Here is a 16,427-nt window from a genome sequence, read left to right as displayed (position 1 = left end):
GCAGCCGAGATCGATCATGCGCCCCTGGGGATAAACAGCCATCAGCGGCTGGACAACCGGCAGATAAGCTGCCCTGATTCGCTCCTTTATCGTTGAACGATCACCTCGAAACCTGTCCTCTAAACGCAAATAGAAATTCTCGTCCATCAAAAATTCTTTCTCTGTGCCTGATTCTTCTGAACCTAAACAAACATCATCCATGCATGAGTCCCGATCCGGAGCAGCGGACATTCTCTTTTCGCAAAACTTTTGCTCTCTCCTTTCCGGTCTTCGCAGATCATCGAAAGCATCGAACATCCGGCGGCAGCCACGCCGTCCCGACAAAACGATCCTGATTGAGATTCACCACGTCGAAAACCAGCGCCAGGTCTCGCCATTCGTAATTCGCAGCAAGATGAGTATCCTGGGTGTGCAGCGCGATCGAAATCGAATAGGAGCCTTCCCCGATATTGGCGAGAAAGGTAAAAGCATATTCAACCCGTTCGCCCTTGCCCAGGTGCTGCAGGCCTTTCCGCAGATGATAGGTATTCGTTCCGAAAGCGGGCTGGCCCAGGCGGTCCTTGATCATATATCCGACCACCAGATCCGGCAGATCGGAATGAATATCCACGATGACGCGAAGGGTGACCCTCTGTCCGACATTTATAACCTCGACTTTGTCTCCCTTCTCATCGAGCAGGCCGACATCCATAACAGTCGCACCACCTGAGCCGGAAACAGTCTTGGTCTTGCCATCCGTCATCTTTTCCTGTCGCACAGTCTGACTTCCGCGCTCAGCCAGCATGGCATTGTAATAGTCCATAACCGCTTCAGGTTCCCCTTCCATGGCCAGTTGACCTCCATCCAGCAATATCGCCCGGTCACAAATGCTCTGGATAGCCTGCTTGTCATGGGAAACGATGAGCAGGGTCGTCCCCGCCTTGCGAAATTCCCGGATACGGTTGAAACTCTTATGCTGAAAATAGGCATCTCCCACGGACAGGGCTTCATCCACGATCAGAACATCAGGCCGTTTCGCCGTGGCGACACTGAATGCCAATCGCATCTGCATACCGCTGGAATAGACCCGCACCTGCCGATCGATATAGTCACCTATCTCGGCAAAGGCCTCGATCTCGGGCAGCCGTTTCGATATTTCGTCCACCTGCATGCCAAGCAGCTGCGCTGCCATGAACACATTCTGGCGCCCCGTGAATTCGGGATGGAACCCCATGCCCAGTTCGAGCATGGCGGCCACGCTGCCGGATGTTTCGACATTCCCGGTCGTCGGTTGGGTCGTCCCGGTAATGAGCTTGAGGAGCGTGCTCTTCCCGGCCCCGTTGATGCCGACAATGCCGACCGCTTCCCCGGGCTTGATAAGGAAATTGATTCCTTGCAGAACCCACTTCTGTTCATGTCTTGGGCCCAGAAAAGGGACCACCCATTCCAGAAGTCGGGACCAGTGACTGGAATACAGCTTATAGGCTTTACCAAGATTGCTGACACAAATGCGGCCCATCAGAGCTCATCCACCATTTCACCGCAACGTTTGCGAAAAAGACGCATACCGAACGTGCAGAGCAGAAGACTGAACAACCCTATCCAGACAAAGTTCGGCCAATCGGGGACCTCTCCCCGGACCAATATCCCCTGGTAGGCGGACATGAATGAGGCCATGGGGTTGAGGAAAAGAAGCGGTTTGACCGGTTCCGGCAGAACCGTCGGCGGGTAGACGATAGGGGTCAGCCAGAACCAGAACTGGATCAGAATATTGAAAAAATGCCCTACATCGCGAAAAAAGACGTTCAGAACACCCAGAATGATTCCCAGCCCGATGGCGAACAGGATCTGAAGAAGAAGTACCGGGAAGACAGCGAAATAGACCCACCCGGGGAAATTACCGCTGGCGAGCAGAAACAGGGTGAACAAGGCGAAGATGATGGCGAAATTGAGACTCGCATTAAGAATGACGATGACCGGCAGGGACATTCGGGGAAAACTGATTTTTTTGATCAGATTGGCATGCTCCAGAAAAACGTTCTGGCCCCGGCCCAGAATTTCCGCAAACAATCCCCAGGTCAGGATTCCGGCACAGAGATAGATACTGTAGGCAAAACTCGTATCGACCCCGGGCAGCTTTGCCCTCATGACCTGGGAAAAAATGATGGTGTAGACGAAAATCATCGCCAGGGGGTTCAGAAAGGTCCAGGCTGCGCCAAGGAGAGAGTTGCGATACTTCAACTGAAATTCACGCTTGACGCTGCCAGTTATAAACCCGCGGTAGGCCCACAGGGCTTTCATCATCTGCATAATCTTCGATTGAATCGGACGTTGATATTGAAATAGGATTCCATATGCTCTTCAACCAGAGAGCAGAATTTCTGGCAGAAATTCTCTTCGGAAAAACGCAGGGCATTCTGCCGGCAACTTTTCGCGGAGATGGCTCCCTTTTTTTCCTCAAACTCCAAAACCCCCGCCACCAGTTCTTCAATGGTTTGTTGATAAAAGAAGACCCCCGTCGGGTTCTTTTCTCCAAGACCGCGAATCGTTTCCAGAGCCCCGCCCTTGCCAAAAGCGATGACGGGAGTTCCGCAGGCCTGTGCTTCCAAGGGAGCGATGCCGAAATCCTCCTCGGCCGCGAAAACAAAGGCTCTGGCTTTCTGCAGGTAGTCCCTGAGAATCTCCTGCGGCTGGTATCCAAGCAGATCGACATTCGAACCGGCCAGGCCCTTGAGCCGTTGCAGTTCGGGTCCATCCCCGATGACGATCAGTTTTTTATCGGGCATCCTGGCAAAAGCCTGCACGATCAGATCAACCCGCTTATAGGGGACCAGGCGGGAGGCGGTCAGATAGAACTCTTCCTTTTGACTGCCCAAAGAGTAGCCTTCGACATTCACAGGAGGATAGAGCACGGTCGAATCCCGCCGGTAAACTTTCCAGATCCGCCGGGCGATAAAGTTTGAAATCGCGATGAATTGGTCCACCCCGTCGGCCGTTCGCTGATCCCACAGACGCATCCGATGAAGCATCCACCGGACCATCCAACTCTTCATTCCGCTGTCCAGGCCGCTTTCCCGGAGATACTGATGCTGCAGATCCCAGGCATACCGCATCGGTGTGTAGCACAGGCAGATATGTAGCTGATCCGGTCCGGTGATGACTCCTTTGGCCACCGCGTGGGAACCGGAGATGACAATGTCATACCCGGACAGATCCAACTGCTCCACGGCCAGAGGCATCAGCGGCAGATAGCTGCGATATTTCGTTCGCGCCAGGGGCAGGTGTTGGATAAAAGACGTTGTGACCTGCTTGTTCTGAAGGAATCCTCTTTGATCGGCAGGCAAAAAATCCACAAGGCTGAAAAGATCCGCATCGGGGTAACAATGCAGCATCTGCTCAAGCACCCTCTCCGCGCCCCCATAGGTCACCAGCCAGTCATGAATGAAAGCTATTCGCATCGCCTTTGCCACCAGACTTCATTGAGAAGAAATCGAACTATTTAGCTTCAAAACCGTTTATATGACTAAAATAATAAGAATTTAAATAGATCCTGATTTTTTTAACCATTATATTAATAAATAAAAACCTATTTCGACTGGGAATTTTACCAGCTCTTTTTAACAAATCCAGTCTGCCTTACCTGATTTTTAGCATTGCAGTTACAAAATATGCTGAATTTAAGCAGGAAGCCCTATTATCCTCCTCGCTGTATTCCTCGATAACAGTTTCATACCTGCCCTCCCGAGGGGGGTGAAATTTTCGATGATATCCGCGGCTTTTTGCGGCAGGCTGGAGATATCGCTTTTTGCGATAAACGCCAATCCATTCTCGCGCCACCGATTCTTCTCGGAGGAAAACAAGGCCTCTGCCAGCATCTGGTTCATTGTCTTCTGAACGAATGGTGACGGTATAAGGAGACCTGCACCGGCTTTTTCGACATGACCGGCGAAGCCGCAGTTGTCCGTTGCCAATACCGGAAGCCCTGCCGCCATGGCTTCCAGCAGGGTCATTCCGTAAGTTTCGTTTCTGGAGGGGTGCAAGAGCAGGTCCGCGGCCAACAGAAATCGTGGAACGTCCTCTCTTCCGCCGAGAAATCGGATCCGGCTTTCGATGCCGAGTTTTGCGGCCATTCTGATCAACGGCCGCTGGTTCCCTTGCCCAATGACGAAAAGACGGGTTTTCCCTCGCAGCCCAGCGGGGAGGGAAGCGACAGCCGCGATAGAACGATCGACTCCCTTGGTCCGGAAGGCCGATCCGACCATCAGTAACAGAAAGGTCTCGCCGAGTCCGAATTCCTCCCGGACCTGTTTGCGAACGGAGATTCTCTCTCTCCAATCGAAGGCGGTGAGATCGATGCCTGGAGGTAGAAGAGAAAACCTTTCCTCGGGGGTGCCGTAGGCATCGACATAGTTCCTTTTAACTTTTTGGGACAGGATCAGGATGTGGGTTTTACTGACGGGGGAAAAGACCGCCTTTTCCAGGGAAACATAGGTCCGGAACCGAAAACCGAATCTCGGAAACATGGTCCGGGCCTCTTGGAAACGTGTCTGATAGCAGCTGTCCGCCGCAAAGTAGATATCGAGTCCCGGCATTTTGTTGAAACCGACAACCACGTCATATTTATCCAGATCCTTTTGCTTCAGTGAGCGGGCAAAGGCGGCACAATTGCCATGATTGGTCAACTTCTGTACCGGTACGAGGTCGATTTTGAAGGCATCAGGGATATCACCTTCCCATTTCATGACAAAAACCCCGATCTCATGCCCTCGGTCACGGCAAGCCAACGCGATCCGCAGAAAATCCCTTTGCAGACCGCCGAAGGGGAAATATTTGAAAAGGCAGAAAGCCAGCTTCATGTCTCACCCGATTCGGCCATCCGGGAATACGCAGGAAGGAGAAACTCGGAGAAAACCTCCAAACAGCGATTTTTCCCTGGTGCACAATGACATGGATATTTGCTAATGTTTATCATTTAATTGAAAGAGTATACTGCACGATTCGCTCAAGTCGATGTCGAACAGGAAAAATTTTCCCGCTGTTCCCTTCCGGCGCAGTCTTCCAGCCGGCTTCCATGGGTTTGCGGTAGTGAAGGGATAGTTTTGATTTGCGCTGGTAAAAATACCGGCCCGGTACCGGGCGGAGTGGGGAAGGTTTTTCGCAGGTCGCCGCAAGCAGCGCCGACGGCTGAAATCGTTTAATCGGACTGACCCGGGTTGCGTCCGAACATCTTTCGATAGAGTCTGAAGGCCCGTTTGGACACGGCGCGCCAGAATTTTTTTTCCGTTTTCAGAATCTCCCGCAGAGGACGACCACGATAGATGGCAATGAAACGAAGAAGGTCGCGACGGGTCAGGCCGATATCCAGACTGGAAAAGTAAAGGCCGGCGACATCCTTGACCGCCCATCGCCGGGGAGTTTTATTCCGGAGTTGGGCCCGGTGAAGGTCGACCAGATGCAGGCGGGGCCAGTCGGAATACTGGAAAGAGTCAGCCTGTTCGAGTAAAAAATGGCATATATACAGATCGCGGTGATTGATGCCGTTTTCGTGCAGCTTGCGGGTGATGAAGGCGACCTTTTCCAATAGAGCCCTTTTACAGGCCGGGGGTGGCGGAGCGGCTGCCCATCCCCTGCAGAGGCTCTCAAGACTGATGGCGCCGGTCAGTTCTTCAGTGATGAGAAAAGATTGACGCCGGGCAGGATTGCAACCCCGTATTCCAAATCCCGCGACCTTCATTGTCGGCAAATGGAGCTGCTGCAGGCAGCGCAGGGCCTCTCTCTCGTTTCTGGCTCCAAGTACGGGTCTTTTACCCTGCAACAGATTTTTGAAAATTTCCCTCCAGCCTACGCCGAAATGCAATTTGGCGAAGTAACTGCGACCTCCGAGATCAAACCTCAGGGTTCGGCGCCCATCCATTTCCCGGTAAATATCACCCTGAAGTCCCAGAATTCTGTCAAAAGCTTCAGGCCCGGGAAAATATCTCCGCAAAATGTCGTTTAACTCGACCATTCGCCAGCCTGTCGTTTCAAAAGGGAGCAGCTTGGGACTTGCCGGGACTGAGCATTGCCGGAACCATTCTGTTCAGCAATGCCATGCGAGAATCAAAATCCGAAGAGGACACAAGATCCGGAGCTATCCAAACAACTCCTTCTCCACAAGGTCGCAGATGATATGAATGACTGCACCATGAGCACCCTGGATGTAGGGGGTGTACTGCTCCGGAATCGTCAAATCGAGGTCGACCAGGCCGGAAATGTTACCGCCATCCCGCCCCAACAACCCGATGGTTTTGCAGCCGATCTTGTTGGCCGCAGTCAGGGCATGGAACACATTGTTCGACTTGCCGCTGGTGGAGATGCCGATCACCACATCGCCGGGCTGAGCAATGGCTTCGACCTGGCGCTTGAAAATTTCGTCGAAGCCGTAGTCGTTGCCGACAGCGGTCAGAATGGAGCTGTCGGTGGTCAGAGCGATCGCCGGCAGCGGCCTCCGTTCCAGCAGAAACCGGCCCACAAGTTCAGCGGCAAAATGCTGGGCATCGGCCGCGGAGCCACCATTACCCATGATCAGCACTTTGTGCCCGGCACTGAGCGCTGCGGCAATGGTACGACAAGCTGAAAGAATGAGGTCCGACTTCTTTTCGGCAACGGTCAGCAGGACACTGCTGAGATTTTCGAAATGAGATTTGATATCTTCATGTGTCATAGGAGACCCTTTTTTATGGAACTATTCTTCTGAAAACCAGCACAACTTTTTTCCCGTCCGTCAACTCTTTTAACATGGTGTAGTGCTGGAAAGGGGGTAATTCATCCCGCCGTTTCTGGGAGATTTCGAGTATCAGAAAATCGACTTCCCTTTCCAGAGCAATTCTTTCTGAAGCATTATAATCCTGGAAAATTGAAAATTCCTCTGCAGGCTCTACAAAACGAAGATCCGGCGCCGAATACAAACGGAACCTTGGGTCGTTACCGGCCAGCAGGTAACCCCGCAGATCGTTCTGCTCCGCCAGCCAGATTCCTGCCTCCTTGAAGATGCTGCTTTTGTCTGGACCGACCACGACTCCCAGAGTTTTAAAAGCGGGAATTCCGCAGAAAATAAACAGGAACAGCAGCATCGCGATTCGCGGGCGTCGGACTTCGGAAAGCCGTATCCAAATCCTGTCCAGCCCCCTGCCCACCCAGGGATAAAGCATCAGAGTCGGCAAAAGCAGGTAACGCTTGCTGGTGAAATCTTGAATAAAAAGCCAATAATAGGCCACCAGGAAATAAAAACCGGCCACTGACAGGAGCAACCAGTGTGCCCGGTTGAAAACCGGCCGTTTGCCAAATCCGACGATCAGGGGGACGACAAACAACAGGAAAAGGTTTTCAAACAGTGCCTCCACGAGACCAAACAGATAGATAATCGGCAGATAATGCCTGGCGGTCTCATAAAAAGAACCGGAAGACCAGTAGGCATGGGGATTATCCAGAGAGCCCAGATGGTCGTAAAGATAACGGTACATGAAAAGAAATTCGCCGTTCGCGATGGCCTGAAGCCGACCCCAAACTTCCGCCCATCGGTTGAGAAAGTCGATCTCCACCCCGGCAATTCCCTGCAGCATTCCGCCCGTCGTAAACAGCAGCAACAGGGGAATGCCCGCCATAACAGCCGTTCCTTTAAACAAGGACGACCTTTCCGACGGGTGCCTTGCCGCCAAAACGAGACAAATCGCGGGATAGAGGACAAACAGGCCCAGTCCTTCGATGCGACACATCAGAGCCAGGATGGCGAAAAGGGAAGTCAGGCCGTAAAAGCGGATTCGGGAGCCGGTCAGGGATCGCCAGAAATAATAAATAGACCAGGTCGCAAAACAGAGAAAAAGAGGATCGCGGATCAGGTCAATTGAAAGGCCGTTCAAGGTGGGGGAAAGGACAAAAGCAAAGCCGGCCCAGAAGGCAACCCTCTGGTTGAAAATTCCGGTCGTTAACCAGAACAGAGGAAACAGCGTGACCACGAGGGAAACAAGGGAAATGATCTGACCAGCCAGTACCCAGTCCCGTATCAGAAGGTTGAAGGTGGCCAGGAGAAACGGGTATAAAAGCATTTTCTCTCTGCCCACCGCTGCAATGAAATCCCCCTCGGTAATCAAGCGAGCTGCATCGATATACCGAACTCCATCGGGATTTACGACATGCCCGGCTGCAAGCAGCGCAAGCTTGAGCGCCAGGCTGAGCACCAGCAAAAAGGACAAGGAAAAATCGACATTTCGCCAGTTTCGGTCAGTGTCAGCCATGTCCATCAAGCGTGCCATTCTGCGCCTATTGTAAAAGGATCAGGAACTCCATCGCTGCCAGCATTTGAGGAAAAATTCCCGCTCCGTCTTTGTTGACGGGGCTGACTCCAGGTCCACCAGAAAACGTTCCAAATCTTTCTTTTTTCTACGTTTGTTCCGAGAAGCGACGATTCGGCTGCCGTCAAAATCCGTCAGGAAGAGATCACCCCGCCTGTTCACCAGAATATTGTTCCATTTCAAATCACCATGGATCCCTCCAAAAAAGTGCAAACGACCAAGCATAAGGCCCAGACGGGCCAGTATCCCTTTTCTTCTGTCTGCACCCAGCTCCGGCCAGACACCGTTCAATCGCTCTCCGTCGTCAATGAATTCAAACAGAATGTAGGACCGTTTCAACAACCTCATCCGGCGCTCTTCCAGACACATCAGAGGTTGAGGGAGAGGAATGCCCCTGAGCCGGAATCCCCAGCAAACCAGCCATGATCTCAACGCCCTGGATCGACGGAAAGCATTTTTCAGCTGATAGCGCCACCCTTTACAGTTAAAACGCTTGAGAAAATAGTATTTTCCGTTCAGTTCGACCTTGGCGGCCCGCACCGTATTGCCCGCCTTGAATATCTCTCCCTTTTCCAGAAAACGGTCCGGATCGTCCAGGAACCCATCGAGGATCTCCTCCATACCCCGTTTTTTCCTGTAAAAAACGGTAAATCCCTTGCGTTTTTCCTTGGCGAACCGGCGGTTGTTCTCCAGACTCTGCCTGGCTTTTTTACGACTGATTTTCCGTAAATGTCTTAAAGCTTTCGTCTCCAGCTCATCGACAAAATGCCGGCCTTCCCGGTCGAGCTTCACACCATAGGCCTTTAGAAAGCGAAACCGCTGGCTTCTGTCGGCCAATGTCCACAGGTTGCTCAAAAGCTGGGCCAGATTATCTGACTTTTCGGCTGTTGTAAGCGGTCGTTTCTTGAAGGAGATCCGATCGTTATCCAGCAGGACGAAGCCGTGTCCGTTACTTCCGCCCGGCACCTTGAGAATGTTGCCGATATGCAGATCATTATGGAAAACTCCATTGTCATGGAGCATTCTCATGAATCCGGCGAAACTTTGGACAAATCGATGCTTTTCACTAGCCGTCATTCCGGGGAAATCGCCAAACAGGAACGCATGCAGGGTTTTGCAGCTCAATTCCTCCCGGGTCAAAAGCAGATCCCTGCGGATAAATCCGAATTTCTTCTCTGTTCCGAAAGCCAGAACTTCGGGAACGGGAATGCCTGTTTTGGCCAGTTCCAGATTTATCCTGCCTTCCTGACAGGCAGTTCCGCCCAATAGCGTTTTGAAAACTATCGGCAGCCCCCGATAGCGCACCTCTTTGACAAAGATGCCTGGCTGCCGCAACACCCGGCGCTTGACATTCTTCTTGACGACCTCACCGTCGAGGCGAGACTCGTTCAAAACCGCCAATAAGGGACTTCCTGCAGGGTCCAGAAAATGCCACTTGATCCCATGCAGGGAAACCTCTTCGGTCTTCATGCCCTGTTCACCTCGAGAATCTCGTCTTTTCCGCGACAACCTTTTCAAAAACCTCAAGAATTTGTTGCATGTTTCTGCCGAGGGTAAAAGCTTCTGAATCCCGGCGGGCAGCCTCTCCCATTCTCAGCAGAGCGGTGGAATCCAGGCATTTTTCCAGAATTTGAGCGAGTTCCTGCATATCTTTCGGATCCTTCTGAACATAGCCGGTCTCCCCCTCAACCAAAATCTCCGAGGCACCATTAGCGGCTGTGGTCACCACCGGCAGGCCGCAGGCCATGGCTTCAAGGCACACATTCGAAAAGGGATCGTATAAAGTCGGCAGAACCAGCAGATCTCCTGCCGCATAGTATCGCTCCATCTGCGTGCAAGAACCGATGAAATGGATCCGTTTCTCCAGGCCCAGATGCCCGGCCAGGCGGCGAAAAATTTCGACCTTTCCACGACCTGCGACAATCAGGTGCATTCTTTCGCCGGATTGCCCCATCGCAGCCATCGCCTTCAGAGTCGTTTCCAGCCCTTTCCGCTGCCAATTGTTGGAAACATGCAGCAGAGCGATATCTTCGGCTCCAAGCCCAAGCTCTTTTCGAATGGTGGAGCGCCAGGCGGGGCGGGCGTCCGAATGGAACAAACTGTGATCCACTCCGTTGTAGACGACTTCCACATTCTCTTCAGGAAATTTGTAATATTTGCAGACCTGCTCTTTGCACAGACGGGAATTGGTGATGATGCGCCGGACCCCGCCACTCAATATTTTTCTTTCCAGATAGAGATTTGCCGCATGCGCGGTATTGACCAGGTAATTGAACCAGCGCCATGGAAGAAAAGGATAACAGATTCTCATCCAGTGACGCTGGAGCCCATCCCCCATCCGGTATACATCCATTGGATAAAACCGGGTCAGACCAAGGACGATATCGAATCGACCCTTGCCTATTGCGCGGCTCGCCAGGCGGTGAAATTTCAGCAATCCTCCCAAAAAAGACTTGCCCGTGTCCGGCAACAGGTGGAGAACAATGCCTTCCGGCAGCCCGGAGAAACTCTGGCCGAAAACATGAACTTCATGCCCGGCTCCCTGCAAGGTCACCGCCAGATTGACGGAAAAGCGTTCCAATCCTCCATGAGAAAGGGAAAATACCTTGTTGACGAGGGCGATCTTCAATTTTGCCCGACCTCCGGCATCAGGCATCATCCCACCAGCCATCGCCACCACCAGGTTCTAGCCCACATGCGGTCAGGCTGCAGAGGCGGCAACTCCGTATCTCTTCGCCGTTCCTCGACAAACTGCCAGGGGAAACAGAGGAACTGACGGCTGTGACCGGCTTGAGCGCCGAACGTCTTCCAGTCGCTTTTGGCCTTTTCGGCCAGAGGCCGATTATGGTTCAAGTCCCGATGCAGGGAGTGGTAAGCCTTGCCGAGGTCGATCTTGCTCCGGTTGATGCAGTAGAATCGATTTGGCAGATAGAGGAAACGGGTTCCGTGATAGCGCTGCCAGCGCCAGAAAAGGGCGTCCTCATAACCGTAATGCCCGCAAAACTGCTCATCTATCCCGTAAAACCGGAGGTACCGGGCCCGGGAAAAGAATAGCGTGTTCAAATGGTAGCCGATGTCCTTTCCCTCCTCGTCCAGACGCTGGAACTTGAAAAATGTCCGTCCGGGATTCTTCCTCTTCACCAGTTCGCGAAGAGTGGGTTCGGGCAGCTTGTGATCAAGGTCGGTCGTAAAGATCTTGTCGCACTTTGCCATGACGATGCCGAGATTGCGGGCCCCCCCCTGATTCCATGCTATGTCCCGGTCGATGCGCAGGAAGGTCAGGTTGAGATTGATGCCGTCAGGAATCGAAACCTTAACGGGGGAGCCATCATCGACCACCACAAAATGGATGTAATCGATGATTTCCTTGGGATAAGCCGCATATTCCCGCAGCAGGTCGAGCAGGGAGGAAGAATTCTCCTGGTCCAGATAGTAATAGATCACGTAGGCCAGTCTGATGTGGGACCAATCGGTTTTCAGGCATTCACCTTTGCCATTCTGCTCCATCAAATTCTCCTCTATGAACAAATCCTTTTTATATTCAGCAACATGCAATCGACTTCAATTACCGAAAAATCTTCTTTACGGCTGATTGGATATAGACCTGTGATAACAAATCCTTCCTCCTCATACTTTTTCAAAACATCAAGATAATGCGGCATGCCGGAATAGATAGGTATTAAGGCGAGTTCCGAAAGAATGCAAATTATATGATCCAAGGAGTTTAATGCTCCATTAAAAACATTGAGATCGTATCCTTGTGTGTCCATTTTTAAAAATATTCTTTTGCCATCTTCTTCGGTTAAATATTTTTTTATAAAATTATCTATTGTCTCAACAATCACCTTTTCTTGATTTTTTATTTCGAAATTTTTGAACTTTTCTTTTCCAAAATCATTTGGGTTTAGAAATGAAGATAAATCCGATGATTCTGCTATATTTATTGTCAACTCTCCAGGTGAATCACCAAGAGCCATTTTATATACAGCCCAGTTTTCATCGTCTTTAGAAGCCATGGACAATTCTTCGAAAGTTTTTGATACTGGCTCGAAAGAATAAATTTTCCCTATATAACCCTCACTTCTTAGCATTTTGCCAAATTGACCTTTATTTGCACCTACGTCGAGGACTAGATCTATTCCATAATGCTTTATTAAATTCATGACATGAGAGCAGGAGGTGGGATTTTTTTGAAGATTTATCAACTCATATCCAAATGCCTTGGCAATTTTTCGATTTAGTTTCATTTCCTGCATCTTCCTTTAAAACTGGTAAATCATTTGAGGAAAGAACATAAAAATTTTAGCAAATATGATGATTTGAAAAGATATTTAGGACAGCATTTCAGAGCCTCTCGATAATAACTGCGAGCCTGTGAATAATTTTCATGCAGATAGTGGGCACGAAACAGTTCCAGGCAACGGTTGCCGAAGTACAGTGAACGGAACTGCATCTGTTCTTCAGTTAAAACGTTGACATCAAACAAACAATCGACAGAACGCAAGCCTGTTTCTTCGATTCGGGTCAGATTTCCGCGCAGGCTGGCGGGATGACGAATTTTTTCCACCACCACCTTGGGCACGGCCACGGCTTCACACCTGGCCACCAGGTGGCCGAACAAAACAATATCCTCGTTGGAATGGATCCCCTGTGGGAACCTCAAGTCTCCGAGAGCCTTTTTTCGAACCGCCACGGCTCCGGTCGTTACGGTTTTAAGGCTTTTGAGGAGATATCTTCGAAAATTCTCGGTCCGGTTTGATCCCAAATCCCCCGGCAACTTGTCGGTTCCCGTGCCGTCTTCGGCAACCGACCGATATCCGCCGAAAAACAGTTCTCCCCGCACGTTCAACTCTACCGCTCGCTGCATATGACCGAAGGCGTCGGCGGTGAGACGATCATCGGAATCCAGAAACCAGATAAACTCGCCTGCGGCCTGGCTTATCCCCATGTTCCGGGCTGCGGAAGGACCCTGGTTTGCCTGATAGAAGTAACGCAATCGCCCTGCAGGAACAGCCTTTGCGAGAGCTGCAATGCGCTCTCCGGTATCGTCCTTGGAACCATCGTCGACGACGATGATTTCATAACTGTCGCCGGGCTGGGAAAGAACCGAATTCAGACACCGTTCAATAAACCGACCGTAATTGTAGGTGGGAATAACGACAGACCACTGCATGGCAGGATTCCTTATTATCTCGTCATTGTGCGGCCGGGGGCAATTCCCCCCTCTTTCGCCGACGTGCGGTCAGTTTGACATCGTGGCGGGCAATCCGGGCCGTTTTGTCGATAATCTGCCGAGCAAGGCGTTTATCCTCGCGAGACAGGAATTTTCGATCCAGATACCTCAGCAGAAAACGCAGACGATCGGTTCGGGTAAAGCCGCCATAGTATAGAGCGGAATAGTTAAGCTGCCCCAGGTCTTTGACCTTATAGCGACCCGGCACCCTGGAACGCCGCTGTACCCTTTGCAGGTCGAGCAGGTAGAGTTCACCTCCCTGTCCAAGAAAGAAATGATTCAGGTAAAAATCCTGGTGATTCATTCCTGCATGGTGGAGACATCGGGCAAGTTCGGCCATCTTTGCAATGAGAGTCCGCTTTTCCATAAATTGGCCGGAATTGCGGAATCTGTCGCGGACAATTTCATCCAGCGGACGGGCACCATAGAGTTCTTCCGTGACCGTAAAAGAGATCCGTTCCATTCCCAGGAAGGTGCGCTCGCCAAAGACGACCGGACGAACGGTGGGGACTCCGGCGCTTGCTACGGCAAGGATGTTCTTCCACTCCTCAAGAGCACCGCGAGGAGGGAGCTTGCCTCGTGAGAGCTTCTTCCACAACTCGACGGGATGAACAAAATTCCGTTTGAGGTAAAAAGCCCTTTCCCCGATCTCAAAGCGAAAAACCGAGCGTCCCCGTTTATGAACGATACGTTGCCCCCCGGAAAAATCCATAAACGCCTCGAAGCTTGTCAGCCCCGCTTTCTGCAGCACAGGCCAAAACTCAGAAGCGACCAGGATATCGCCCATTTCAACAAACTGGCTCATTGGGCTTTCCCTTGAGAAGGCGGAAGATCCCTTCCGCGACCGCATCCACATCAATGCTCCGCCCGCACTCATCATCCCGCTCGCAATGCTTGCGGAGACAGGGAGAACAGTCCATGGGCGCCTGAAGACGGATATGCGCCTCCCCGCGGGGACCGTTGCGGGTTGCGTCGGTCACCCGGAAAAGGGAAACCGTCGGGGTTCCTACGGCAGCGGCAATATGAATCGGACCGGTATCCCCGCCCACCACAAGATCTGCTTTTTTCAACAGGGCCACCAATTCGGGCAAGCTGCCCCGCGGCCAGATAACAGCCATGCCCTGTGCGGCTTTCGAGATTTCCCTGCAGGCCTCATGTTCATCATCGTTGCCCCATATCAGCACCGGCCTCAGATCGCCTTCACGACACAACCTGCCGACAAGTTCCTGCCAGCACTCCAGGGGCCAGAGTTTCGTGACCCAGGTGGTGCCGTACTGCAGCACGACCAAGGGCCGGTTTTCGAGACCCAATGCCGCCAGGTGACGGGAAACTGCAGCGCCGGCTTCTTCCGAGACATGCATGGGCCCAGCAGGAGGAGCGCCCTTCCCTTCAGGCAAAGCCGCCCTCGCCACCGCAAGAGATCGCTCGCTGATATGATGATCGTCCGGTCCCAGCTTCACCTTATGGTTGGTGGCCAGCAGGTTGGGCCATTCCCGCACCCCGGTCCGGTCAAAGCCGTAACGCCGGGCTGCCCCGGAAAATAGCGTGAAAAGTGCGCTCTTGCTGTTCCCCTGCAGATCAAGCACCAGGTCGTACTTCTCCCGCCGGAGGTTGCCGATGACCTCGCGAACTCCGCCCAACGTGGCCCTCCAACCCTGACGCCGCCAGCGCTTCAGACCGAGCCGGTGAACCTTCCGCAACAGGGGATGTCCTTCGAGAAGCGATGCAAAACCTTCCTCCACCAGCCAGTCGATCTCAATACCAGGATCGGCGCTTTTCAGCCAGGCCAGAACAGGGAGAGCGTGGACCACGTCGCCCAGGGCGCTCGTTTTGACAACAAGGGCTTTCACGGTTTTTCTCCAAGCAGTTCCCGCGCCGCCTCCAGGACATCCCCGGCGGCAATCGCCTTCATGCAGCGATGATCGGTCGGACATTGCCGGAGCAGGCAGGGGGCGCAATCCGTTTCCTTGCGCACGATGCGGCAATTGTCCGCCAGTGGACTTGTGGTGGTGTGATCGGTGGGACCGAATACGGCGACGATGGGTACGCCGAAGGCGGCCCCGACATGCATGGGACCGGAGTCATTGGTCACCAGCAGCCGGACCGACGCCAGCACCGCCATCAACTGCCGCATTGTGGTTTCGCCGATGAGGTTGAGGGGCCGGGCGGACATGGCTGCGGCAATGTCGCGGCCGATTTCCTTCTCTCCCGGTCCGCCGGTAAGAACGATGTTCACCCCGTACTCCTCGACCAGCCGATCGGCTGTTTCGGCGAACCGTTCCGGAAACCAGCGCTTGGCGGAACCGTAGGCGGCACCGGGATTGACTGCAATCCACTGTCCGGCGCCAAGCGTTTTATCGGCCCAGGCCATTTCTTCTGCGGTACATTCAAGACGCAACCGTCCGTCACCGCCCTGGACCCCGATCCGATCCAGCATCAGGCGGTAATAGTCGGTGTGATGCAGCTGCCGCTCGGCTTGTCCAATCGGCACGGAGTGGGTCAGCAACGGGCCCCGGGCGTCGGTCCGGTAACCGGCACGGCGTGAGATTCCGGCAAGAAAAGCCATCAGGGCCGCCTCGATGGCGTTCTGCAGAAGAACGGCCAGATCGAATCTTTCACGGCGCAGTATTTTGGAAAAGCGCCATAAACCGCCAAACCCCTGATGCAGACCCTTGGCATCATAAACGATCACCCGATCACAGTAGGGGTGATGACGAAACAGTTCGGCAACCAGAGGATTGGCCACCACCACGATTTCCGCTTCCGAAAAGGTGGCGCGCAACGCCCCCATGGCCGGAGTCGTCATGACCGCATCCCCGACCCAGTTGGTCGAACGCACTAGAATCTTTTTAATTTTTCCCTTATCGAGCTTTTTCAAAAGACGA

General features: G+C 52.7%; 15 protein-coding genes. All 15 read right to left on the bottom strand.

What is annotated here, in order from left to right; genetic code table 11:
* Window positions 1-277 precede the first annotated feature (277 nt).
* Window positions 278-1,498, bottom strand: coding sequence for an ABC transporter ATP-binding protein (locus R2940_03815; protein MEZ4598902.1), 1,221 nt, complete (start codon window positions 1,496-1,498; stop codon window positions 278-280).
* Window positions 1,498-2,283, bottom strand: a complete 786-nt coding sequence (locus tag R2940_03810; GenBank protein ID MEZ4598901.1) for an ABC transporter permease — start codon at window positions 2,281-2,283, stop codon at window positions 1,498-1,500. Before R2940_03810 ends, R2940_03815 begins: the two co-directional genes overlap by 1 nt.
* The gene (locus tag R2940_03805) at window positions 2,280-3,437 is read right to left on the bottom strand and encodes a glycosyltransferase family 4 protein (GenBank protein ID MEZ4598900.1); all 1,158 of its coding nucleotides are present in this window, start codon (window positions 3,435-3,437) and stop codon (window positions 2,280-2,282) included. Before R2940_03805 ends, R2940_03810 begins: the two co-directional genes overlap by 4 nt.
* Window positions 3,438-3,656: 219 nt before the next feature.
* On the bottom strand, window positions 3,657-4,835 hold the full coding sequence (locus R2940_03800) for a glycosyltransferase family 4 protein (protein ID MEZ4598899.1): 1,179 nt from the start codon (window positions 4,833-4,835) through the stop codon (window positions 3,657-3,659).
* 338 nt (window positions 4,836-5,173) lie between these two features.
* Window positions 5,174-5,986 carry a lipopolysaccharide core heptose(I) kinase RfaP gene (gene rfaP, locus R2940_03795; protein ID MEZ4598898.1) on the bottom strand — a complete coding sequence of 271 codons (813 nt, stop codon included), beginning with the start codon at window positions 5,984-5,986 and terminating at the stop codon, window positions 5,174-5,176.
* A 123-nt stretch (window positions 5,987-6,109) separates the two neighbouring features.
* A complete protein-coding gene (locus R2940_03790) occupies window positions 6,110-6,682 on the bottom strand; it encodes a D-sedoheptulose 7-phosphate isomerase (protein ID MEZ4598897.1) in 573 nt (190 codons plus the stop codon).
* A gap of 13 nt (window positions 6,683-6,695) precedes the next feature.
* On the bottom strand, window positions 6,696-8,258 hold the full coding sequence (locus R2940_03785; GenBank protein MEZ4598896.1) for a glycosyltransferase family 39 protein: 1,563 nt from the start codon (window positions 8,256-8,258) through the stop codon (window positions 6,696-6,698).
* Window positions 8,259-8,291: 33 nt separating this feature from the next.
* A complete protein-coding gene (locus tag R2940_03780; protein MEZ4598895.1) occupies window positions 8,292-9,779 on the bottom strand; it encodes a lipopolysaccharide kinase InaA family protein in 1,488 nt (495 codons plus the stop codon).
* A 7-nt stretch (window positions 9,780-9,786) separates the two neighbouring features.
* Window positions 9,787-10,938 carry a glycosyltransferase family 4 protein gene (locus R2940_03775; protein MEZ4598894.1) on the bottom strand — a complete coding sequence of 384 codons (1,152 nt, stop codon included), beginning with the start codon at window positions 10,936-10,938 and terminating at the stop codon, window positions 9,787-9,789.
* Window positions 10,939-10,964: 26 nt separating this feature from the next.
* A complete protein-coding gene (locus R2940_03770) occupies window positions 10,965-11,816 on the bottom strand; it encodes a glycosyltransferase family A protein (GenBank protein ID MEZ4598893.1) in 852 nt (283 codons plus the stop codon).
* An 11-nt stretch (window positions 11,817-11,827) separates the two neighbouring features.
* A complete protein-coding gene (locus R2940_03765) occupies window positions 11,828-12,556 on the bottom strand; it encodes an FkbM family methyltransferase (GenBank protein ID MEZ4598892.1) in 729 nt (242 codons plus the stop codon).
* Window positions 12,557-12,585: 29 nt separating this feature from the next.
* A complete protein-coding gene (locus R2940_03760; protein MEZ4598891.1) occupies window positions 12,586-13,482 on the bottom strand; it encodes a glycosyltransferase family 2 protein in 897 nt (298 codons plus the stop codon).
* Between the two features lie 22 nt (window positions 13,483-13,504).
* The gene (locus tag R2940_03755) at window positions 13,505-14,347 is read right to left on the bottom strand and encodes a lipopolysaccharide kinase InaA family protein (GenBank protein ID MEZ4598890.1); all 843 of its coding nucleotides are present in this window, start codon (window positions 14,345-14,347) and stop codon (window positions 13,505-13,507) included.
* Window positions 14,331-15,392, bottom strand: a complete 1,062-nt coding sequence (waaC, locus tag R2940_03750) for a lipopolysaccharide heptosyltransferase I (GenBank protein ID MEZ4598889.1) — start codon at window positions 15,390-15,392, stop codon at window positions 14,331-14,333. Before waaC ends, R2940_03755 begins: the two co-directional genes overlap by 17 nt.
* Window positions 15,389-16,420 carry a lipopolysaccharide heptosyltransferase II gene (waaF, locus tag R2940_03745; GenBank protein ID MEZ4598888.1) on the bottom strand — a complete coding sequence of 344 codons (1,032 nt, stop codon included), beginning with the start codon at window positions 16,418-16,420 and terminating at the stop codon, window positions 15,389-15,391. Before waaF ends, waaC begins: the two co-directional genes overlap by 4 nt.
* Window positions 16,421-16,427 lie beyond the last annotated feature (7 nt).

The sequence above is a fragment of the Syntrophotaleaceae bacterium genome, from assembly GCA_041390365.1.
Taxonomy (GTDB): domain Bacteria; phylum Desulfobacterota; class Desulfuromonadia; order Desulfuromonadales; family Syntrophotaleaceae; genus JAWKQB01.
This window is presented reverse-complemented; position numbering and strand designations above follow the sequence as displayed.

Excerpts from the sequence above, each read along its gene's own strand:
- R2940_03770 (MEZ4598893.1), bottom strand. The coding sequence starts at position 11,816 with ATGGAGCAGAATGGCAAAGGTGAATGCCTGAAAACCGATTGGTCCCAC.
- R2940_03780 (MEZ4598895.1), bottom strand. The coding sequence starts at position 9,779 with ATGAAGACCGAAGAGGTTTCCCTGCATGGGATCAAGTGGCATTTTCTG.
- R2940_03755 (MEZ4598890.1), bottom strand. The coding sequence starts at position 14,347 with ATGAGCCAGTTTGTTGAAATGGGCGATATCCTGGTCGCTTCTGAGTTT.
- R2940_03785 (MEZ4598896.1), bottom strand. The coding sequence starts at position 8,258 with ATGGACATGGCTGACACTGACCGAAACTGGCGAAATGTCGATTTTTCC.
- R2940_03810 (MEZ4598901.1), bottom strand. The coding sequence starts at position 2,283 with ATGATGAAAGCCCTGTGGGCCTACCGCGGGTTTATAACTGGCAGCGTC.
- R2940_03765 (MEZ4598892.1), bottom strand. The coding sequence starts at position 12,556 with ATGAAACTAAATCGAAAAATTGCCAAGGCATTTGGATATGAGTTGATA.
- R2940_03790 (MEZ4598897.1), bottom strand. The coding sequence starts at position 6,682 with ATGACACATGAAGATATCAAATCTCATTTCGAAAATCTCAGCAGTGTC.
- R2940_03760 (MEZ4598891.1), bottom strand. The coding sequence starts at position 13,482 with ATGCAGTGGTCTGTCGTTATTCCCACCTACAATTACGGTCGGTTTATT.
- R2940_03815 (MEZ4598902.1), bottom strand. The coding sequence starts at position 1,498 with ATGGGCCGCATTTGTGTCAGCAATCTTGGTAAAGCCTATAAGCTGTAT.
- R2940_03805 (MEZ4598900.1), bottom strand. The coding sequence starts at position 3,437 with ATGCGAATAGCTTTCATTCATGACTGGCTGGTGACCTATGGGGGCGCG.
- R2940_03800 (MEZ4598899.1), bottom strand. The coding sequence starts at position 4,835 with ATGAAGCTGGCTTTCTGCCTTTTCAAATATTTCCCCTTCGGCGGTCTG.
- rfaP (MEZ4598898.1), bottom strand. The coding sequence starts at position 5,986 with ATGGTCGAGTTAAACGACATTTTGCGGAGATATTTTCCCGGGCCTGAA.